At 69.7% G+C, this 17,353-nt stretch carries 13 protein-coding genes; 4 read left to right on the forward strand and 9 right to left on the reverse strand.

Translation table 11 applies throughout. The annotated features are described in order from the left end of the window. Positions 1-10: 10 nt before the first annotated feature. The 4 genes from AC1DO7_RS06995 to AC1DO7_RS07010 all read right to left on the reverse strand — a co-directional run bounded on the left by AC1DO7_RS06995 (position 11) and on the right by AC1DO7_RS07010 (position 3,752). Positions 11-589, reverse strand: coding sequence for a MarR family winged helix-turn-helix transcriptional regulator (locus AC1DO7_RS06995; protein ID WP_441621514.1), 579 nt, complete (start codon positions 587-589; stop codon positions 11-13). A gap of 42 nt (positions 590-631) precedes the next feature. Next, complete coding sequence (locus AC1DO7_RS07000) at positions 632-1,165, reverse strand: DUF3237 domain-containing protein (RefSeq protein WP_441621516.1); 534 nt, start codon at positions 1,163-1,165, stop codon at positions 632-634. Further along, positions 1,162-2,301 (reverse strand): ABC transporter substrate-binding protein, encoded by a 1,140-nt coding sequence (locus AC1DO7_RS07005; protein ID WP_441621538.1) that lies wholly within the window; start codon positions 2,299-2,301, stop codon positions 1,162-1,164. The genes AC1DO7_RS07000 and AC1DO7_RS07005 overlap by 4 nt, the downstream gene beginning before the upstream one ends. 170 nt (positions 2,302-2,471) lie before the next feature. Continuing rightward, positions 2,472-3,752 (reverse strand): flavin-dependent oxidoreductase, encoded by a 1,281-nt coding sequence (locus AC1DO7_RS07010; RefSeq protein ID WP_441621518.1) that lies wholly within the window; start codon positions 3,750-3,752, stop codon positions 2,472-2,474. Positions 3,753-4,063: 311 nt separating this feature from the next. Here AC1DO7_RS07010 and AC1DO7_RS07015 point away from each other — a divergent pair, with 311 nt between their 5' ends. Beyond that, the gene (locus AC1DO7_RS07015) at positions 4,064-4,273 is read left to right on the forward strand and encodes a hypothetical protein (RefSeq protein WP_441621520.1); all 210 of its coding nucleotides are present in this window, start codon (positions 4,064-4,066) and stop codon (positions 4,271-4,273) included. A gap of 101 nt (positions 4,274-4,374) precedes the next feature. Here the strand turns inward: AC1DO7_RS07015 and AC1DO7_RS07020 are convergent, their stop codons facing one another. Continuing rightward, positions 4,375-4,836 (reverse strand): PACE efflux transporter, encoded by a 462-nt coding sequence (locus tag AC1DO7_RS07020; RefSeq protein ID WP_441621522.1) that lies wholly within the window; start codon positions 4,834-4,836, stop codon positions 4,375-4,377. Positions 4,837-4,962: 126 nt separating this feature from the next. Between AC1DO7_RS07020 and AC1DO7_RS07025 the strand changes: the two genes are divergently transcribed. Then, entirely contained in the window at positions 4,963-5,907 is a 945-nt protein-coding gene (locus AC1DO7_RS07025; RefSeq protein ID WP_477115928.1) for a LysR family transcriptional regulator, read from the forward strand. A 13-nt stretch (positions 5,908-5,920) separates the two neighbouring features. Here AC1DO7_RS07025 and AC1DO7_RS07030 read toward each other — a convergent pair whose 3' ends face one another. After that, a complete protein-coding gene (locus tag AC1DO7_RS07030; RefSeq protein WP_477115929.1) occupies positions 5,921-6,901 on the reverse strand; it encodes a Bug family tripartite tricarboxylate transporter substrate binding protein in 981 nt (326 codons plus the stop codon). Between the two features lie 172 nt (positions 6,902-7,073). Between AC1DO7_RS07030 and AC1DO7_RS07035 the strand changes: the two genes are divergently transcribed. Next, complete coding sequence (locus AC1DO7_RS07035) at positions 7,074-7,775, forward strand: response regulator (protein ID WP_441621528.1); 702 nt, start codon at positions 7,074-7,076, stop codon at positions 7,773-7,775. Then, complete coding sequence (locus AC1DO7_RS07040) at positions 7,768-9,195, forward strand: sensor histidine kinase (RefSeq protein ID WP_441621530.1); 1,428 nt, start codon at positions 7,768-7,770, stop codon at positions 9,193-9,195. Before AC1DO7_RS07035 ends, AC1DO7_RS07040 begins: the two co-directional genes overlap by 8 nt. A gap of 12 nt (positions 9,196-9,207) precedes the next feature. Here AC1DO7_RS07040 and AC1DO7_RS07045 read toward each other — a convergent pair whose 3' ends face one another. The 3 genes from AC1DO7_RS07045 to AC1DO7_RS07055 are packed head-to-tail and all read right to left on the reverse strand — an operon-like array spanning position 9,208 to position 17,231. Next, entirely contained in the window at positions 9,208-10,806 is a 1,599-nt protein-coding gene (locus AC1DO7_RS07045) for an efflux transporter outer membrane subunit (protein ID WP_441621531.1), read from the reverse strand. Next, positions 10,807-14,103 carry an efflux RND transporter permease subunit gene (locus AC1DO7_RS07050; protein WP_477115932.1) on the reverse strand — a complete coding sequence of 1,099 codons (3,297 nt, stop codon included), beginning with the start codon at positions 14,101-14,103 and terminating at the stop codon, positions 10,807-10,809. It lies immediately after the preceding gene. Continuing rightward, positions 14,103-17,231, reverse strand: coding sequence for an MdtB/MuxB family multidrug efflux RND transporter permease subunit (locus AC1DO7_RS07055; protein ID WP_477115930.1), 3,129 nt, complete (start codon positions 17,229-17,231; stop codon positions 14,103-14,105). Before AC1DO7_RS07055 ends, AC1DO7_RS07050 begins: the two co-directional genes overlap by 1 nt. Positions 17,232-17,353 lie beyond the last annotated feature (122 nt).

Consider the following 17,353-nt stretch of genomic DNA (forward strand, 5'->3'; position numbering starts at 1 on the left):
GACGCCGTTTTCAGATTTCCGCGAGGCCGCCCGCTTGCGCGGCGGCGGCGCCACCGGGCGGCGCCAGCTGGCCGAGCAGCGCACGCAGCGTGTCTTGCTGCTCCGCGCTCAGGGCCGCCGCCACGCGCGCATCGTGCTCGCACACGGCCGCGGTGGCGGCTTCCAGCGTGCGACGCCCGCCCGGGGTCAGCACCAGGCTGTAGGCGCGGCGGTCGTGCGGGGCCGGGCGGCGCGCCACCAGCTTCATGTCTTCCAGCGCATCGACCAGCAGTACCGCGCCGGAGCGCGCGATGCCGAGTATGCGTGCCAGCTCGGTCAGCTTGAGATGGGGGTTGCGCGCGATGATCACCAGCGCGGAAAAGCGCGGCGGCGTGATGTTCCACTGCGCCAGCGACTGCACGAAGTCTTCGTAGATGCGGATCTGCGCGCGGCGGATGGCGTAGCCCACCAGTCTATCGAGCACGCCGTAGTCGATGTCGGCCACGTGCGGGTCGAAGCCGGCGGCGGCATCGGTGCCGCCACCCGGGCTGGCGGGATCAGGGGCGAGGGCTTCGCGGCTGCGGCGCGGGCGCGCCTTGGCTGTGTTCATGGGGCTGCGTCGGTGTGGAAGTCCAGGATTGCGGCCGGCATCTCATACCACGCGAAAATACCGCATTTCGACCCGGTCGGGGTAGCGTGCGCCGGTGGCGACGAACAGGTGCTGCATCAGCCAGCCGTAGCCCGGCGCCGCCGTTTCGAAGCGCGGCGCGGTGCGGAAGTAGACCAGGCCAGGATCGATGAGCTCGCCGGCAGCCAGGCGCGCGATCAGCCCGGCGGGGCCGCTGCGCACGCCGGCATTGACGATGTAGATGCGGGCGCCGTCGTCGGTCTCCAGCACATAGCGCGCTTCGATATCGGCCACGCTGACGGCGTCGCCATTGTCGCCTTTGTCGCCTTTGTCGCCATCATGGCGGACCAGCTGGAAGTCCGCGCCGCCGGGCAGGATGCGGCCTTGCAGGCGCGGCCCGGTGACGACGCCGTCGAGGATGGGGATCACGCGGCGGTTGCCGAGCGCGCTGACGCCGACCTCGGTGGCCGGGGCCAGCCGGAAGCGGAAATCCGCGACATGTTCGAGCGTGGGGGCCGGCAGCGCCAGCGCGCCGGCGGCAGCAGCGGGCGCCGTCATTTCAGCAGCTTCCAGTTGCCGTTGTCGGTGGTCAGCATGACGCGCCCGCGCGTGTCGAAGCCGAAGTGGTCCTGTGCCGTGTAGTTCAGCACGCCGTGCGAGACCACGATATCGCGCTCGCTTTCCAGCGCCGTCTTGAGCGCGCGGCGGAACTCGGGCGTGCCCGGCCTGGCCCGCTTGAGCGCCGCCGGCACGATCCGCTGCAGCACCAGGCCCGCATCGTAGGGATGGGCGCCGAACTGGGTGCGGCTGTCCGGCCCGAACTGCTTTTCGTAGCGGCCCACATAGTCGAGGCCCGGCTTCTTGACCGCCGCGCTGTCCGCCAGCTGCTCGGCGACGATGACCGGGCCGGCCGGCAGGATGGAGCCGTTGACGGCCTTGCCGCCGATGCGGATCAGGTCCTTGGTGGCCGCGCCATGCGTGTGATAGACCGGCCCGGTGTAGCCGCGCTCGCGCAGCGCGGTATGCGGCAGCGCCGCGCCGGTGCCCGCGCCGGCGATCAGCACGGCATCGGGGCGCGCGGCAATCAGCTTGAGCGTCTGCGCCGTGACGCTGGTGTCCGAGCGGGCATAGCGCTCGGTAGCGACGAGGCGGATGCCGCGCGCGGTGGCGGCCGTGGTGAATTCCTTGAGCCAGGTTTCGCCGTAGGCGTCGGCAAAGCCGATGAAGGCGACGGTCTTGACGCCCCTGGCATGCGCCGCATCCGCCACGGCTTCGGCCATCAGCCTGACGGGCTGCGCCAGGCGATAAGTCCATTCGCCGTGTCCGGGCTTGAGTTCGATCGGCGAGAAGGCCAGCTGCACGGTCTGGCTTTCGTCGGCGACCTCGGCGATGGCGATGGACGGCGCCACCGCGGACGAGCCGAGGATGATGTCGACCTTGTCCTCGCTGACGAAGCGGCGCGCCACCTTGGTGGCCTGGGTAGGGTCGGAGGCGTCGTCCAGCACCACGTAGCGGATCTTCTCGCCGCCGATGGCGTCCGGCAGCAAGGGCATGCTGTTCTTCTGCGGGATGCCAAGCGACGCCGACGGCCCGGTCGACGAAATGCTGACGCCGACGGTCACCTCGGCCAGCGCGGGCGCCGCGCCAAGCGTGGCGAGGGTGGCGAGGGTGGCGGCAAGGCTTGCAGCCGCCACGCTATGGCGGCGGAACGCGGTTGCATTGGCGAAGCGGCAAAAGCTGGGGCGCGGCACGGTGTCTCCCTCTCTCATTTTCTCTGGCGATGGCGCCGGCTGTTCACGGCCGGTCGCGGGTGGGCATGATTTGACGAACGACGATGCCGGCGGACCGGCGGCGAGCGGACGCGCTAGCGCGGCGGCAGCTGCAGCGACTGGCGGTCGAAGCCGGCCAGCTGCTTGTAGCGCTGCGCGATGCCTTCGAGCTCCGCGCGCGGGATCACCGTCTCGATATCGCTGAAGCCTTGCGGCGCGCGCTGCTCGGCCAGCTGCATGACCTGCTCGGGGCCGTTGAGGCGGTTGCGCAGCACGATGGCGGCGGTGCGCGGCAGCCGTTCGGCCTCGTACTCGCGCAGCGCGTAGCCGGCGCCGGACTTGTCGTGCGGCGCGCCGTTGGCCAGCAGGCAGTCGGTCAGGTAGCGCGCATCGAGGATGGCCTGCGCGCTGCCGTTGGAGCCGATCGGATACATCGGGTGCGCGGCATCGCCCAGCAAGGTCACGCGGTCGAAGGTCCAGCGCGGCAGCGGATCCTTGTCCACCATCGGAAATTCATAGATGGCCTGCGCGCCGTCGATCAGCGCGGGAATGTCGATCCAGTCCCAGCGCCAGCCGGCAAAGGCGGCGGCGAACACGGACTTGTCCACCTGCTTGTTCCAGTCGCTGCGCGGTGGCGTATCGGAGACGTGGTCGGGCACGCGCAGCTCGGCGATCCAGTTGACCAGCGAGCGGCCTTCGCGGCGCAGCGGCCCGGAGATCGGGTAGGCCACGAACTTCTGGTCCTGGTGGCCGGCCATGAACATCGCGCTGCCGTCGAGATACGGTGGCGCCTCGCTCACGGCGCGCCACAGCGTGCGGCGCGAGAAGCGTGGCGCGTCGCCGTGCGGGTAGAAATGGCGGCGTACCGCGGAATGGATGCCGTCGGCGCCCACCAGCACATCGGCCTGCGCGGCGATCACGGCGTTGTCGCTGCGGCGGCGCAGCGTGAAGGTGACCGGTTCGCCGGCGGCGGCGCCGGTGCTGGTCACCGTTTCGAAGGCGTGGCCCGCATGCACGCGATGCGCGCCCAGGCGCTCGATCGCGGTACGGTAGAGCAGCATCTGGAACTCGCCGCGATGGATGGAAAACTGCGGCAGCTCGTAGCCGGCGGCGAGGCCGCGCGGCTCGTGCCAGATGCGCTGGCCGAGCTTGTTGTAGTAGGACAGCGACGAAGTCGGTACGGCGAGCTCCGCGATGGCGTCGCGCAGGCCGAGCTCGGCCAGCTCGCGCACCGCGTGCGGCAGCAGGTTGATGCCCACGCCGAGCGGGCGCATGGTCTCGCTGGCTTCCCAGACCTCGGCCTCGATGCCGTGGCGGTGGCACAGCAGTGCCAGCGTCAGGCCGCCGATGCCGCCGCCGGCTATCGCGATCTTCATGGTGTTGTCTCCATCGCTTTTGTCGTGGCTTGCCGCGTGTCCGTGCACGGCGGAGGGCAAGCCGCAGATTTGTTATGGAGTATAACTAAATGGCGGCGCGCTTCAAGCATGCGGCGATGGGGGATAACCCGTGAGAGCAGGGCGCACGCCGTCCCGCCCCATCCTCGGCCGGGTCACTTGTGGGAATCGTCCGACAGGAGGTTCGGCCTGGGCCCGCTCCCGAAGTGCTTTGCGCGACGCCATACTTGGTGCATGAGACGCGCCCGGCTCCCTTGCCCGGCGCCCACGCAAATCCAGAAAGGAGCCCCACCATGCGTACCCTGACCCTGACACTTGTGCTGGCCACCCTGCTGAGCGCGGCGGGTTGTGCCGACATCACCCCCAAGCAGCGCAATACGGCAATCGGTGCAGGCGTCGGCGGCGTAGCCGGCGCGGCGCTGATCGGCGGCCCGGCCGCGACCCTCGGCGGTGCCGCGCTGGGCGGCGTGGTGGGTAACGTGGCGACGCCGGAGCGCCACTGAGCCTCCCCGGCCTTGCATGCCGGGTGCATACCGGCTGCGTGCCGGACAATAAAAAACGGATGCCGCCGGCATCCGTTTTTCTTGTCGTGCCGCGCCTGGCCTTAGCGGCTGCACGGCTCCGCCAGCACCGCCGGCTTTTGGCTTGCCGCGGTCTTGCCGACCGGGAACACGGTGTCGTAGGCCCAGTTGTAGATAAACGCATAGACCACATAGAACGCCGCCACGGCGATATCCATGACGAAGGCGTCGAACAGGCTCATGTCGAGGTACCACGACACCAGCGGCAGGAACACCACGAGCAGGCCTGCCTCGAACAGGATCGCGTGAAGCACGCGCACCGCCACGGGTTTGCGCAGCTGTCCGGTGAACCGCAGCATGGCCTTGTCGAACAGCAGGTTGTAGAGATAGTTCCAGCCGGCGGCGATGACCGAGGCGACCACGGCGATGACGCCCATCTGGTGCAGGGCGAAGCCGAACACCAGGCTGGCGAGCGGCGCGAAGATAAACAGGCCGATGACTTCGAAGCCGATGGTGTGGCGAATCCGGTCCTTTGTCGTACGCATGATCCTTCCTGTGTGACAACACGATGGAGGCCATTCTATCTGGATTACGATGATGGTAAAGTTGGTATCCATCGCTTTAACAGATAGATTGTCGCCCTCCGGTCTGGTGGCGGCCGGGAGCATCACATGAGCCTTTCCCTCGAACAGTTGCAGGCCTTCGCCGCCGCCGCCGAATGCGGCTCTTTCTCGGCCGCCGCGCGCCGGCTCGGCAAGGCGCAGTCGGTGGTCAGCGCGGCCGTCTCCAATCTGGAGATCGACCTCGGCAACCAGCTGTTCGACCGCAGCGCGCGCTATCCCGTGCTGACCGCCGCCGGCGAGCGCCTGCTGGCCGAGGCGCGCGTGATCCTGGAGCGCTGCGAGCACTTCCGCGGGGTGGCCAAGAGCCTGGGCGAGGGTGTGGAAAGCCGTCTGGTGCTGGCGGTGGACGAGCTGTATCCGGAGGAGACGCTGGGCGTGATGCTCGAAGAGTTCTCGACGCGCTTCCCGGCGGTCGAGCTGGAACTGCTGTTCCCGCTGATGGAGGATGTCAGCCGCCTGGTGCTGGAAGGCAGCGCGGACCTCGGCCTGATGTGGCGCCAGGAAGTGCTGCCGCCCGAGCTGGGCTTTCGCGCGCTGGGCTGGGTGCCGATGCMGATCATCTGCGCGCCGGATCATCCGCTGGCCGACCAGCGCGTGGGCTGGGAGGAGCTCAAGCGCTACCGCCAGCTCATGGTGGCCGTGCGCAGCAGCGACAGCGAGGAGAAAAAGCGCCTGCGCGTGGCGGCCGAGGTGTGGTGGGTGGAAAGCCAGTGGGTGATCGTAGAACTGGTCAAGCGGCGCCTTGGCTGGGCCTTCGTGCCGTGGCACGTGGCGGCCAATTCGCCGGCGGCGGCGCAACTGGTGTCCCCGGTGCTGGAATTCGACGACCAGGACTGGCCGGTGGCGATGGAACTGGTGTGGCACAAGCAGCGGCCGCTCGGCAAGGCCGCCACCTGGCTCAAGGAACGCGTGAGCAAGCAGCCGCTGCCGCGTCCCGCCGGCGATGCCGCCCGTGCCGCCCATGCCGCGCAAGCCCCAGGCGCCGCGCCATGAGCGTACCGCGCCGCTAGCGCACCAGGCCGAACTCCTTGGCCAGCGTGCCGTAGCGCTGCACGGTGCGCTTGACGTAGGCATCGAGCGCGGCGGCATCCATGTCGGCGGGATAGAGGCCTTGCTCGGCGCGCAGGCGGGCAAAGGCCGGGCTGGCCTGCAGGCGCTCGAAGCGCGCCGCCCAGCGTGCGTAGTCGGCCTGCGCCACCTTCGGCCCCATGTAGAAGCCGCGCACGACCGGCCAGTCGATGTCGTAGCCTTGCTCGCGCGCGGTGGGCACGGCGGCCAGCGTGCCGGGCAGGCGCCGCTCCGCCAGTACCGCGAGGATGCGGATGTCGCACATGGCCAGCTGCATTGTTGCTTCGGATGCATCGCCGGAGACGGCCTGCACCTGGCCGRCCCGCAGCGCCGTAAAGGCCTCGCCGCCGCCCTCGAAGCCCACGAAGCGCATGCGCTTGTAGCCCACCCCGGCCTGGCGCGCCAGCAGCGCGGCCTTCATCCAGTCCTGGTTGCCGATGGTGCCGCCGGCGCCGAACAGGACCTGGTCCGGATCCGACCTGAGCGCCGCCACCAGATCCTTCAAGGTCTTGTAGGGCGAATCGGCGCGTACCGCGACCACGCCGTAGTCGGTGGCCAGCGCGCCGACCCAGCGCACGTCCGCTGCGCCATACTTGCCGAACTTGCCTTCGGCCAGCGCCAGCAGCGAGCCGCTAGAAAAGGCGACGATGGTGTCCGGCTCGGCGGGGCGCTGGGCCACCACGCTGTTATAGGCTACCGCGCCGATGCCGCCCGGCATGTAGGCCAGGCGCATCGGCTGCCCGGTCATGCCGGCCTCCAGCAGCGCGCGCTGCGCCAGCTTGCAGGTCAGGTCGAAGCCGCCGCCGGGCTTGGCGGGCACGATGCACTCCGGCGCGGCGGCGCTCGCCCCGAACGCGCAGGAAGCGGCAAGCGCCAGCGCGGCGCGCGCCAGGTGCAAGGCTGCCGGGAAGGGCTTCATCGGGTCTCCTCGGGTGCGGCCGCCCTCCGTGTGGCGGATGCCGGGCGGAATCCTCCCGCCAGAACCGGACGGTGCTGGCAGAAGGTGCAAAATTCAGGCATGTTAGCGGCGCGCGAGCCCGAAGGCCAGCGGGTCCGCATGACAACAAGATCAGGCAGGAGGAGGGATTTCCGTGAGAGTGCTACTGGTCGAGGACCATGACGAACTGGCCACCTGGGTGACGCAGGCGCTGCGCGCCATGCATTTCACCGTGGAGCGCGCCGCCGACGCGGCCAGCGCCGAATCGCTGCTGTTCAGCACGCACGCCGGCGCGGCCGGGGCGGGCGGCATCGACTACGCACTGGTCCTGCTGGACCTCACCCTGCCCGACCGCGACGGGCTGGACCTGCTGGCACGCCTGCGCAAGCGCGGCTGCCGCGTGCCGGTCATGATCCTGACCGCGCGCGGCGAGGTGGGTGATCGTGTCAAGGGCCTGGACCTGGGCGCCGACGACTACATGGCCAAGCCTTTCGACCTCGCCGAGTTCGAGGCGCGCGTCAAGGCGCTGCTGCGGCGCGCGCGGCAGACCGAGGCGCCGCTGGTGATGTGCGGCGGGCTCGGCTTCGATACCGTGGCGCGGCATTTCCAGGTGGGCGGCGTGCCGCTGGCGCTGACGCCGCGCGAGCACGCGGTGCTGGAGATCCTGATGACYCCGCCGGGCAAGACGGTGAGCAAGGACCGCATCTACGCCAGCATCTTCACGCTGGCCGACGAGACCCAGCCCGACGTGATCGAGGTCTACGTGCACCGGCTGCGGCGCAAGCTCGAGGGTTCGGGCGCCGCCATCGTCACCTTGCGCGGGCTTGGCTACGTGCTGGAGCCCGGCGGTGGCTGAGCCGGGCAGGCGCCGGGCGCGTCCCGCCAGCCTGCGCGCGCGCCTGCTCTGGTGGCTGATCCCGCCGATGCTGCTGCTGCAGGCCGTGTACGGCGTGGTGGCTTACTCGAACGCCCTGGCCTCGGCCGACCTGGCCTACGACCGCACCCTGCTGGCGTCGGCGCGCAATATCTCCGAGCGCATCACGCTCACGCCGGAGGGCGTGCGCGTGGATGCGCCCTATATCTCGCTGGACACCTTCGAGGTGGGCATGAACGCCACCATGTTCTATCGCGTGAGCGGCGTGCGCGGCGAATTCGTCTCAGGCTACGACGACCTGCCGCCGTTCGATTCCAGCCAGCCGCGCACCAAGCTCTATCCGGCGCTGGTGAGCTTCTATGACCGCACCTACCGCGGGCAGCCGATCCGCATCGCCGCGCTGCGCCAGCCGGTGATGGACGCCAGCGGCACGCACGGGGGCATGGCGCTGATCGAGGTGGGCGAGACTCTCGATTCGCGCCAGGCGCTCACCCGCAACATCCTGTTCGACGTGCTGTGGGGCCAGGCCATGCTGGTGCTGGCCGTGGTGCTGGTGATCTGGCTGTTCACGCGGCGCGCGCTGGCGCCGCTCGATGCGCTGCGCGCCGAAGTGGCGCGGCGCCAGCCCGGTGCCACCACGCCGCTCCCGCTGGACAGCGCGCCGCGCGAGACCGCGCCGCTGGTGCAGGCGATGAACGGCTACATGGCACGGCTGGAGCAGATGCTGGCTGCGCAGCGCCGCTTTGTCGCCGACGCCGCGCACCAGTTGCGCACGCCGCTGGCGGTGCTGCACACGCAGGCGCAGCTGGCCGCACGCGAGCACGACCCCGCCGAGCAGCGCCGCATCGCCCAGGGCCTGGCCGACAGCACCGCGCGCATGGCCGCGCTGGCCGACCGGCTGCTGTCGATGGCGCGCGCCGCGCACGGCGGCGCCGAAGCGCCGCGCCCGCTGGACCTGGCGGCGTTGCTGTGCGAGGTCTGCCTGGAACTCATGCCGGCGGCGCGCGCGCGCCGCATCGACCTGGGTTTCGAGGGCGAGTGCGCGCAGCCGGTAAGCGGCACCGAGCTGCTGCACGAACTGGCTACCAACCTCGTCGAGAACGCGCTGCGCTACACGCCGGCCGGCGGCGTGGTGACCGCGCGCGTCTATCGCGACGGCGATGCGGTGGTGCTCGAGGTGGAGGATGACGGCCCCGGCATCGCGCCGGCGGAGCGCACCGCGGTGCTGGAGCCGTTCTACCGCGGCAAGCCGGCGCGGGCCGGCGAAGCCGCGCCGGGCGGATCGGGCCTCGGGCTCACCATCGTGCGCGACATTGCCGCCGCGCACGGTGCATCGCTGGTGCTGCTCGATGGTGCGGCAGGCAAGGGACTGCTGGCGCGGGTGTGCTTTCCCGCAGCCTAGGGCGGCGGGTGCCTACCGCTTCGCCGACACGGCCGCCGGCAGCGCGCCCTGCGTGCCGGCCGGCGGCGGCATATTGCCCGGTGCCGGCGGCCTGGGCAGGTCGGGCGCGTTGAGCGGCGAGGCGGGCTGCGAGGCGGGCTGCGAGGCGGGCGCCGGAACTTGCGCGCTGTCCGGCACGATATGCCAGCCGCCGCCCAGCGCCTTGATCAGCACCGCGCTGGTGGTGTACTGGCGGCCCGCGATGGTCAGGGCGGTACGCTCCGCCGTGTAGGCCGTGGTCTGCGCGGTCAGCACGTCGAGCAGGCTGGCGGTGCCGGCGCGGTAGCGGTTGTTGACCAGCGCCAGCGCGTCGCGCGCGGTACGCAGCGCATCGTTCTGCACCACGGCCTCCTGCTCGAGCAGGCGCGCGGCGGCCAGGCTGTCTTCCACTTCCTGGAAGGCGCTGAGCACGGTCTGGCGGTAATTGGCCACGGTCTGGTCGTAGGCGGCCACCGCCTGCGCCTTGGCCGCGCTGCGCAGGCCGCCGTCGAACAGCGTGCCGGCCAGCGCCGGGCCGATCGACCAGATCCGGTCCGGCAGCGACAGCCAGTGTGCCAGCGTACTGGCGGACAGGCCGCCGGTGGCCGACAGCGTCAGCGTGGGGTAATAAGCCGCCTGCGCCACGCCGATCTGCGCATTGGCCGCAGCCATGCGGCGCTCGGCCGCGGCGATGTCCGGGCGGCGCTCGAGCAGCGCCGACGGCACCACGGTGGGAACGCGCGGCACATTGACGGCGTAGTCCGTCGGCGTGACGGACAGGTCCGCGGGCGGCTTGCCGGTCAGGATGGCGATGGCGTGCTCCAGCTGCGCGCGCGTGATCTGGATGTCGATCTGCAGTGCCTGCGCGCTCTTGAGCTGGCTCTCGGACTGCAGCACATCGGAGCGTTGCGCGGTGCCGGCCGCATACTGGTTGCGCACGAGTTGCAGCGAGCGGGCGTAGTCGGCCACGGTGCGGTCCAGCGCGGCCTTCTGCTGGTCGGCGATGCGCAGCAGGAAGTAGCTCTGCGCCAGCGTGGACTGGGTCGACAGCAGGGTCGAGGCGAGATCGGCCTGGCTGGCCTGCGCGCTGGCATCACTGCTCTCCACCTGGCGGCGCACGCGGCCCCACAGGTCGATCTCCCAGCTGGCCGACAGCGTCGCGCTCTGGCCGTTGCCGATCTGGCCGTTGCTGCCGCGCGTGCGGTCCAGTCCCGCGGCAGCTCCCACGGTGGGGAAGTAGCCGGCGCGGGCGGATTGCAGCGCGGCCTGCGCCTGCCGGTATTGCGCCTCGGCCGCCTTGATGTTCTGGTTGGAGATCTGCACCTGCGACATCAGCGCATCGAGCTGCGGGTCGTTGAAGACCGACCACCAGTTGCTGCGCTCGCTCGCGTCCTGCGGCTCGGCGGGTTTCCACTGGCCCCACTGCGTGCTGTCGGCGCGCGCTTCCTTGAAGGCCGGCGTGTCGGGCGCATCGGGGCGCTTGTAATCGGGCCCCACCGCGCAGCCGGCCAGCAGCAGCGCGCAGGCCAGCGTCAGCGCGCTGGCCGGGAAGGAGGGGACAGGGATGCGGAAGAGGGTGTTCATGGATCGCATTCAGGGTTCGAGGCTGGCCGTGGCCGGGGGCACGGAAGCGCGGCGCTGGCGCCAGGCTTTTACCTTGAGGCGCCAGCGGTCCAGCGTCAGGTAGACCACGGGCGTCGTGTAGAGCGTCAGCAACTGGCTGACCAGCAGGCCGCCGACGATGGAGATGCCCAGCGGCGCGCGCAGCTCGGCGCCGTCGCCGCGGCCGATGGCCAGCGGGATGGCGCCCAGCAGGGCGGCCATGGTGGTCATCAGGATGGGCCGGAAGCGCAGCAGGCAGGCCTGGTAGATGGCCTCGCGCGGCGACAGGCCCGCGCGCCGCTCGGCATCGATGGCGAAGTCGATCATCATGATGGCGTTCTTCTTGACGATGCCGATCAGCAGGATCACGCCGATCAGCGCGATGATGCTGAAATCGGTGCCCGAAGCCAGCAGCGCCAGCAGCGCGCCCACCCCGGCCGACGGCAGCGTGGACAGGATGGTGAGCGGGTGCACATAGCTCTCGTACAGCATGCCGAGCACGATGTAGATGGTGATCAGCGCGGCCAGGATCAGCAGCGGCTGGCTCTTGAGCGAATCCTGGAAGGCCTTGGCGCTGCCCTGGAAATTGGCCTGCAGCGTCTCCGGCACGCCGATGCGCGCCATCTCAGCCTTGACCGCGTCGGTCGCCTGCGACAGCGAGACGCCCTCGGCCAGGTTGAAGGAGATGGTGGACGCGGCGAACTGGCCCTGGTGGTTCACGCCCAGCGGCGTGCTGGTGGGCGCCACGCGCGCGAAGGCCGACAGCGGGACCCGCCTGCCGCCGCCGGTGACCACGTAGACATCCTGGAGCGCATGCGGTCCCTGCAGGTACTCCGGGCTCAACTCCATCACCACGCGGTACTGGTTGAGGGGGTTGTAGATGGTGGACACCAGGCGCTGGCCGAAGGCGTCGTTGAGCACGGCATCGATCTGCTGCGCCGTGACGCCGAGCTTGGAGGCGGTGTCGCGGTCGATGGTCACCGTGGTCTGCAGGCCCTTGTCGTTGGTGTCGGTGTCGACGTCCTCCAGGCCCTTGAGGTTGGACAGCGCCGCGCGCACCTTGGGCTCCCACTCGCGCAGCACGTCGAGATCGTCGGACTGCAGCGTGAACTGGTAGGCCGAGCTGCTCTGGCGCCCGCCGATGCGGATGTCCTGCACCGAGGTCAGGAACAGGCTGGCGCCGGGCTCCTTGGCCAGCTTGCCGCGCAGGCGGGCCACGATGGCGTCGGCCGATTCGCGCTCGGAAATCGGCTTGAGCGTGACGAACATCTGGCCGGTATTGCGCTGCGAACCGCCGGTGAAGCCGGTGACATTGACCACTGCGGGATCGGACTGGACGATCTTGATGAAGTTGTCGAGCTTGATGCGCATGGCCTGGAACGAGGTGGCCTGGTCGGCGCGGATAAAGCCGATCAGGCGCCCGGTATCCTGCTGCGGAAAGAAGCCTTTGGGCACGATCGTGTAGAGCCAGACATTGAGGCCGATGGTGGCCAGCAGCACCAGCCACACCAGCGCGCCATGGCGCAGCGCCACCGCCAGCGTGCGCGCGTAGCGGTCGTGCATCCAGGTGAACACGCGCTCGCTGGCGCGGTAGAAGCGGCCCTGCCGTTCCGGGCGCACCGGCTTGAGCAGGCGCGCGCACATCATCGGCGTGGCGGTCAGCGAGACCACCAGCGACACCAGGATCGCCACCGACAGGGTGACGGCGAATTCCTGGAACAGGCGGCCGACGATGCCGCCCATCATCAGCAGCGGGATGAACACGGCGATCAGCGACAGGCTCATCGACAGCACCGTGAAGCCCACCTCGCGCGAGCCCCTCAGCGCGGCCTCGAGCGGCTTCATGCCTTCCTCGATGTGGCGGGAGATGTTCTCCAGCACCACGATGGCGTCGTCCACCACGAAGCCGGTGGCAATGGTGAGCGCCATCAGCGACAGGTTGTTCAGAGAGAAGCCTGCCAGGTACATCACCGAGAACGTGCCGATCAGCGACACCGGCACGGCTACGCTTGGGATCAGCGTGGCGCGCACATTGCGCAGGAACAGGAACACCACCATGATCACCAGCGCCACCGAGATCATCAGGGTGCGCTCCACCTCGCGCAGCGAGCCGCGGATGGTGGGCGTGCGGTCCATCATCACTTCCATCTTGATGGCCGACGGGATCATCATCTGCAGCGAGGGCAGCATCTCGTTGACGCGGTCGACGGTCTCGATGATGTTGGCGCCGGGCGAGCGGTTGAGCACCAGCAGCACCGAGGGCTGGCCGTTGGCCGAGCCGGCGTTGCGGATGTCCTGCACGGAGTCGGTCACGCGTGCCACGTCGGACAGGCGGACCGGCACCGCGAACGAGTTGGGCCCGCCGCTGCTGGTATTGCCGCCGGTGGCGCCGGACGAGATGGTGGTGGTGCCGCTGCTGGTGGTCAGCGTGGTGGTGGTCACGCCGTTGACGGTCTTGGTGCTGACACCACCGCCGGCGGTGGCGTTGGCGGTGCTGGCKATSAGCGCGCCKGCCGAKGCCGASGARWASGTGCCCGGCGTGGCGTAGCGGATGATCAGCGGCATGTAGTCCGCCGCCTTCATGGCCTGGTCGTTGGCGTAGACCTGCCAGTTGGTGGTGCTGTTCTCGAGCGAGCCCAGCGGGCGGTTGGCGTTGGTCGCGCTGATGGTGTTGCGCACGTCCTCGAGCGAGACGCCGTACTTGTTGAGCGCGGTCGGGTTGAGCTCCACGCGCACCGCGGGCAGCGACGAGCCGCCGATGGTCACCTGCCCCACGCCCTCGATCTGCGACAGCTTCTGCGAGAGGATCGTGGAGGCCGCGTCGTAGAGCTGCCCGCGCGTCATGGTCGGCGACGTGAGCGCGATGATCATGATCGGCGCGTCGGCCGGGTTGACCTTGCGGTAGGTGGGGTTGCTCGGCAGGCTGGTGGGCAGCGTGGCGCGCGAGGCGTTGATGGCGGCCTGCACGTCGCGCGCGGCGCCGTCGATGTCGCGCGAGAGTTCGAACTGCAGCGTGATGCGGGTCGAGCCCAGCGAGCTGCTGGAGGTGATCTCCGTCACGCCGGCGATGGCGCCGAGCGCGCGCTCCAGCGGCGTGGCCACCGTGGCGGCCATGGTCTCGGGGCTCGCGCCGGGCAGCGACGCCGACACCGAGATGGTGGGGAAGTCCACCTGCGGCAGCGGCGACACCGGCAGCAGCCGCAGCGCCGCCAGCCCCGCGAGCAGGATGCCGATGGTCAGCAGCGCGGTGGCGACCGGGCGGTGGATGAAGGTGGCCGAGAGATTCATCACGGCCTCGGCTCCCCGGCGGGCGCGCCGGTGTCGGGGTCGCCGAAGCGGCGCTGGCGCCAGTCCTTGAGGCGGCAGGCCAGGCGGTCGAAGGCCAGGTAGATCACCGGCGTGGTGAACAGCGTCAGCACCTGGCTGACCAGCAGGCCGCCCACCATGGTGACGCCCAGCGGGCGGCGCAGCTCGGAGCCGATACCGCTGCCGAGCATCAGCGGCARCGCMSCCAGCAGGGCCGCCATGGTGGTCATCAGRATCGGGCGGAAGCGCAGCAGGCAGGCCTGGAAGATCGCCTCGCGCGGCGCCATGCCGCCTTCGCGCTCGGCCTCGAGCGCGAAGTCGATCATCATGATGGCGTTCTTCTTGACGATACCGATCAGCAGGATGATGCCGATGATGGCGATGATGCCCAGGTCCTGCCCGGACACCAGCAGCGCCAGCAGCGCGCCCACGCCGGCCGATGGCAGGGTGGAGAGGATGGTCACCGGGTGGATGGTGCTTTCATACAGCACGCCCAGCACGATGTACATCGTGATGACCGCCGCCAGGATCAGCCAGAGCGTGTTGGACAGCGACGCGCGGAACGCCAGCGCCGCCCCCTGGAAGTCGGTCTGCATGGAGATCGGCAGGCCGATTTCCTTCTCGACCTTGGTGATCTTGTCGACCGCCGCGCCCAGCGACTCGCCGTGCGCGAGGTTGAACGAGATGGTGGCCGCGGGGAACTGCCCCTGGTGGTTGACCACCAGCGCGCCGGTGCGTTCGCTGATGCGCGCGAAGGCGCCCAGCGGCACCTGGCCGCCGGACGACGACGGCAGGCGCAGCTCGGCCAGCGATTGCGGGTCGGTGCGGAACTCGGGCATGGCCTCCAGCACCACGCGGTACTGGCTGGCCTGGGTAAAGATGGTCGACACCAGGCGCTGGCCGAAGGCGCTGTAGAGCGCGCTGTCGATCACCGCCGTGGTGATGCCGAAGCGCGCCGCGGCGTCGCGGTCGATATCCACGTAGGCGCGCAGGCCGTTGTTCTGCTGGTCGCTCGCCACGTCGCGCAGCTCGGGCTCCTGCTTGAGCCGCTCGACCAGGCGCGGCACCCAGGTGGCCAGCGTGGCCGGGTCCGGGTCCTGCACGGTGAACTGGTACTGGGTGCGCGAGACGCGGTCCTCGATGGTCAGGTCCTGGACCGGCTGGGTATAGAGCGAGACGCCGCCGAGCTTGTCGACCGCGGCCTGCAGGCGGCGCGTGACGTCCTCGATGGAATCGCTGCGCTCGTCCTTGGGCTTGAGGTTGATCAGCAGGCGTCCGGCGTTGAGCGTGGTGTTGGTGCCGTCCACGCCGACGAACGAGGACAGGCTTTCCACCGCCGGGTCTTCCAGCACCACCTTGGCCACCGCCTGCTGCTTGAGCTGCATGGCGGGGAAGGAGGTGGTCTGAGAGGCTTCGGTGATGCCCTGGATCACGCCGGTGTCCTGCAYGGGGAAGAAGCCCTTGGGCACCACCAGGTAGAGCAGCACGGTGAGCACCAGCGTGCCGACCGCCACCAGCAGCGTGGCCGTCTGGCGGTCCAGCACCCACTCCAGCGCGCGGCCGTAGCGCGCGATCACGTTGTCGAAGAAGCGGCCGGTGGAACGGTGAAAGCGCGACAGCTTCTCTTCCGGCACATGGCGCAGCAGGCGCGCGCACATCATCGGCGTGAGCGTCAGCGACACCACCGCCGAGATCAGGATCGACACCGCCAGCGTGATGGCGAACTCGCGGAACAGCCGCCCCACCACGTCGCCCATGAACAGCAGCGGGATCAGCACGGCCACCAGCGAGAAGGTCAGCGAGATGATGGTGAAGCCGATCTGCTTGGAGCCTTTGAGCGCGGCCTCCATGGGTGAGTCGCCGTCCTCGATGTAGCGCATGATGTTCTCGATCATCACGATCGCATCGTCGACCACGAAGCCCGTGGCGATGGTCAGCGCCATCAGCGTGAGGTTGTTGATCGAGAAGCCCGCCAGGTACATCACGCCGAAGGTACCCACCAGCGACAGCGGCACCGCCACGCCCGGGATGATGGTGGCCGGCACGTTGCGCAGGAACACGAAGATCACCATCACCACCAGCGCCACCGCCAGCAGCAGTTCGAACTCCACGTCGCGCACCGAGGCGCGGATGGTGGTGGTGCGGTCGGTGAGCTGCTGCACCTTGACCGAGGCCGGCAGCGAATTCTGCAGCTGCGGCAGCAGCGCCTTGATGCGGTCCACCACCTCGATCACGTTGGCGCCGGGCTGGCGCTGGATGTTCAGCACGATGGCCGGCTTGTCGTTGGCCCAGGCCGCCAGGCGGCTGTTCTCCGGGCCGTCGACGATATTGGCCACGTCGGTGATGCGGATCGGCGCGCCGTTCTGGTAGCCGACGATGATCTGGCGGTATTCGTCGGCGGACTTGAGCTGGTCGTTGGCGTCGATGGTGGAGGCGCGCGCGGGGCCGTCGAAGCTGCCCTTGGCGMCGTTGACGTTGGCGCTGCCGATGGCGGTGCGCAGGTCGTCGATCGACATGCCGAGCGCGGCCAGCGCGGTGGGGTTGGCCTGGATGCGCACGGCCGGGCGCTGCCCGCCGCTGATGCTGACCAGGCCCACGCCCTGGAGCTGCGAGAGTTTCTGCGCCACGCGCGTGTCCACCATGTCCTGCAGCTTGGGCAGCGGCATGGTGTCCGAGGTCATGGCCAGGGTCATGATCGGCGCGTCGGCCGGGTTGACCTTGCTGTAGACCGGCGGCATCGGCAGGTCGGCCGGCAGCAGGTTGCCGCCGGCGTTGATGGCCGCCTGCACCTCTTGCTCGGCCACGTCCAGCGACAGCGTCAGCTCGAACTGCAGCGTGATCACCGAGGCGCCGCCCGAGGACGACGACGACATCTGCTTGAGGCCCGGCATCTGGCCGAACTGGCGCTCCAGCGGCGCCGTGACCGAGGAGGTCATCACGTCCGGGCTGGCGCCCGGGTAGAGCGTGGTGACCTGGATGGTCGGGTAGTCCACCTCGGGCAGCGCCGACAGCGGCAGCAGCTTGAAGGCGACCAGCCCCGACAGCAGGATGGCGAGCATCAGCAGCGCGGTGGCGACCGGCCGCTCGATGAAGAGGCGTGAGGGGTTCATGCTTCGGTGTCCTTACTGCGGCTGGCGCGGCGCCTGGCCGGCCGGAGCTGCCGGGGCGCCGCCGCCCGCGGCCGGCGCGCTGGCGCCATCGCGGTGGCGGCGGCCTTCGCCCTGTGCACCCG

This window comes from Cupriavidus sp. 05N40 (genome assembly GCF_056397305.1).

What these genes read in the sequence shown, in the direction of transcription:
- AC1DO7_RS06995 (WP_441621514.1), bottom strand. Translation starts at nt 589, where the DNA reads ATGAACACAGCCAAGGCGCGCCCGCGCCGCAGCCGCGAAGCCCTCGCC.
- AC1DO7_RS07015 (WP_441621520.1), top strand. Translation starts at nt 4,064, where the DNA reads ATGCGTACCCTGACCCTGACACTTGTGCTGGCCACCCTGCTGAGCGCG.
- AC1DO7_RS07045 (WP_441621531.1), bottom strand. Translation starts at nt 10,806, where the DNA reads ATGCGATCCATGAACACCCTCTTCCGCATCCCTGTCCCCTCCTTCCCG.
- AC1DO7_RS07010 (WP_441621518.1), bottom strand. Translation starts at nt 3,752, where the DNA reads ATGAAGATCGCGATAGCCGGCGGCGGCATCGGCGGCCTGACGCTGGCA.
- AC1DO7_RS07000 (WP_441621516.1), bottom strand. Translation starts at nt 1,165, where the DNA reads ATGACGGCGCCCGCTGCTGCCGCCGGCGCGCTGGCGCTGCCGGCCCCC.
- AC1DO7_RS07020 (WP_441621522.1), bottom strand. Translation starts at nt 4,836, where the DNA reads ATGCGTACGACAAAGGACCGGATTCGCCACACCATCGGCTTCGAAGTC.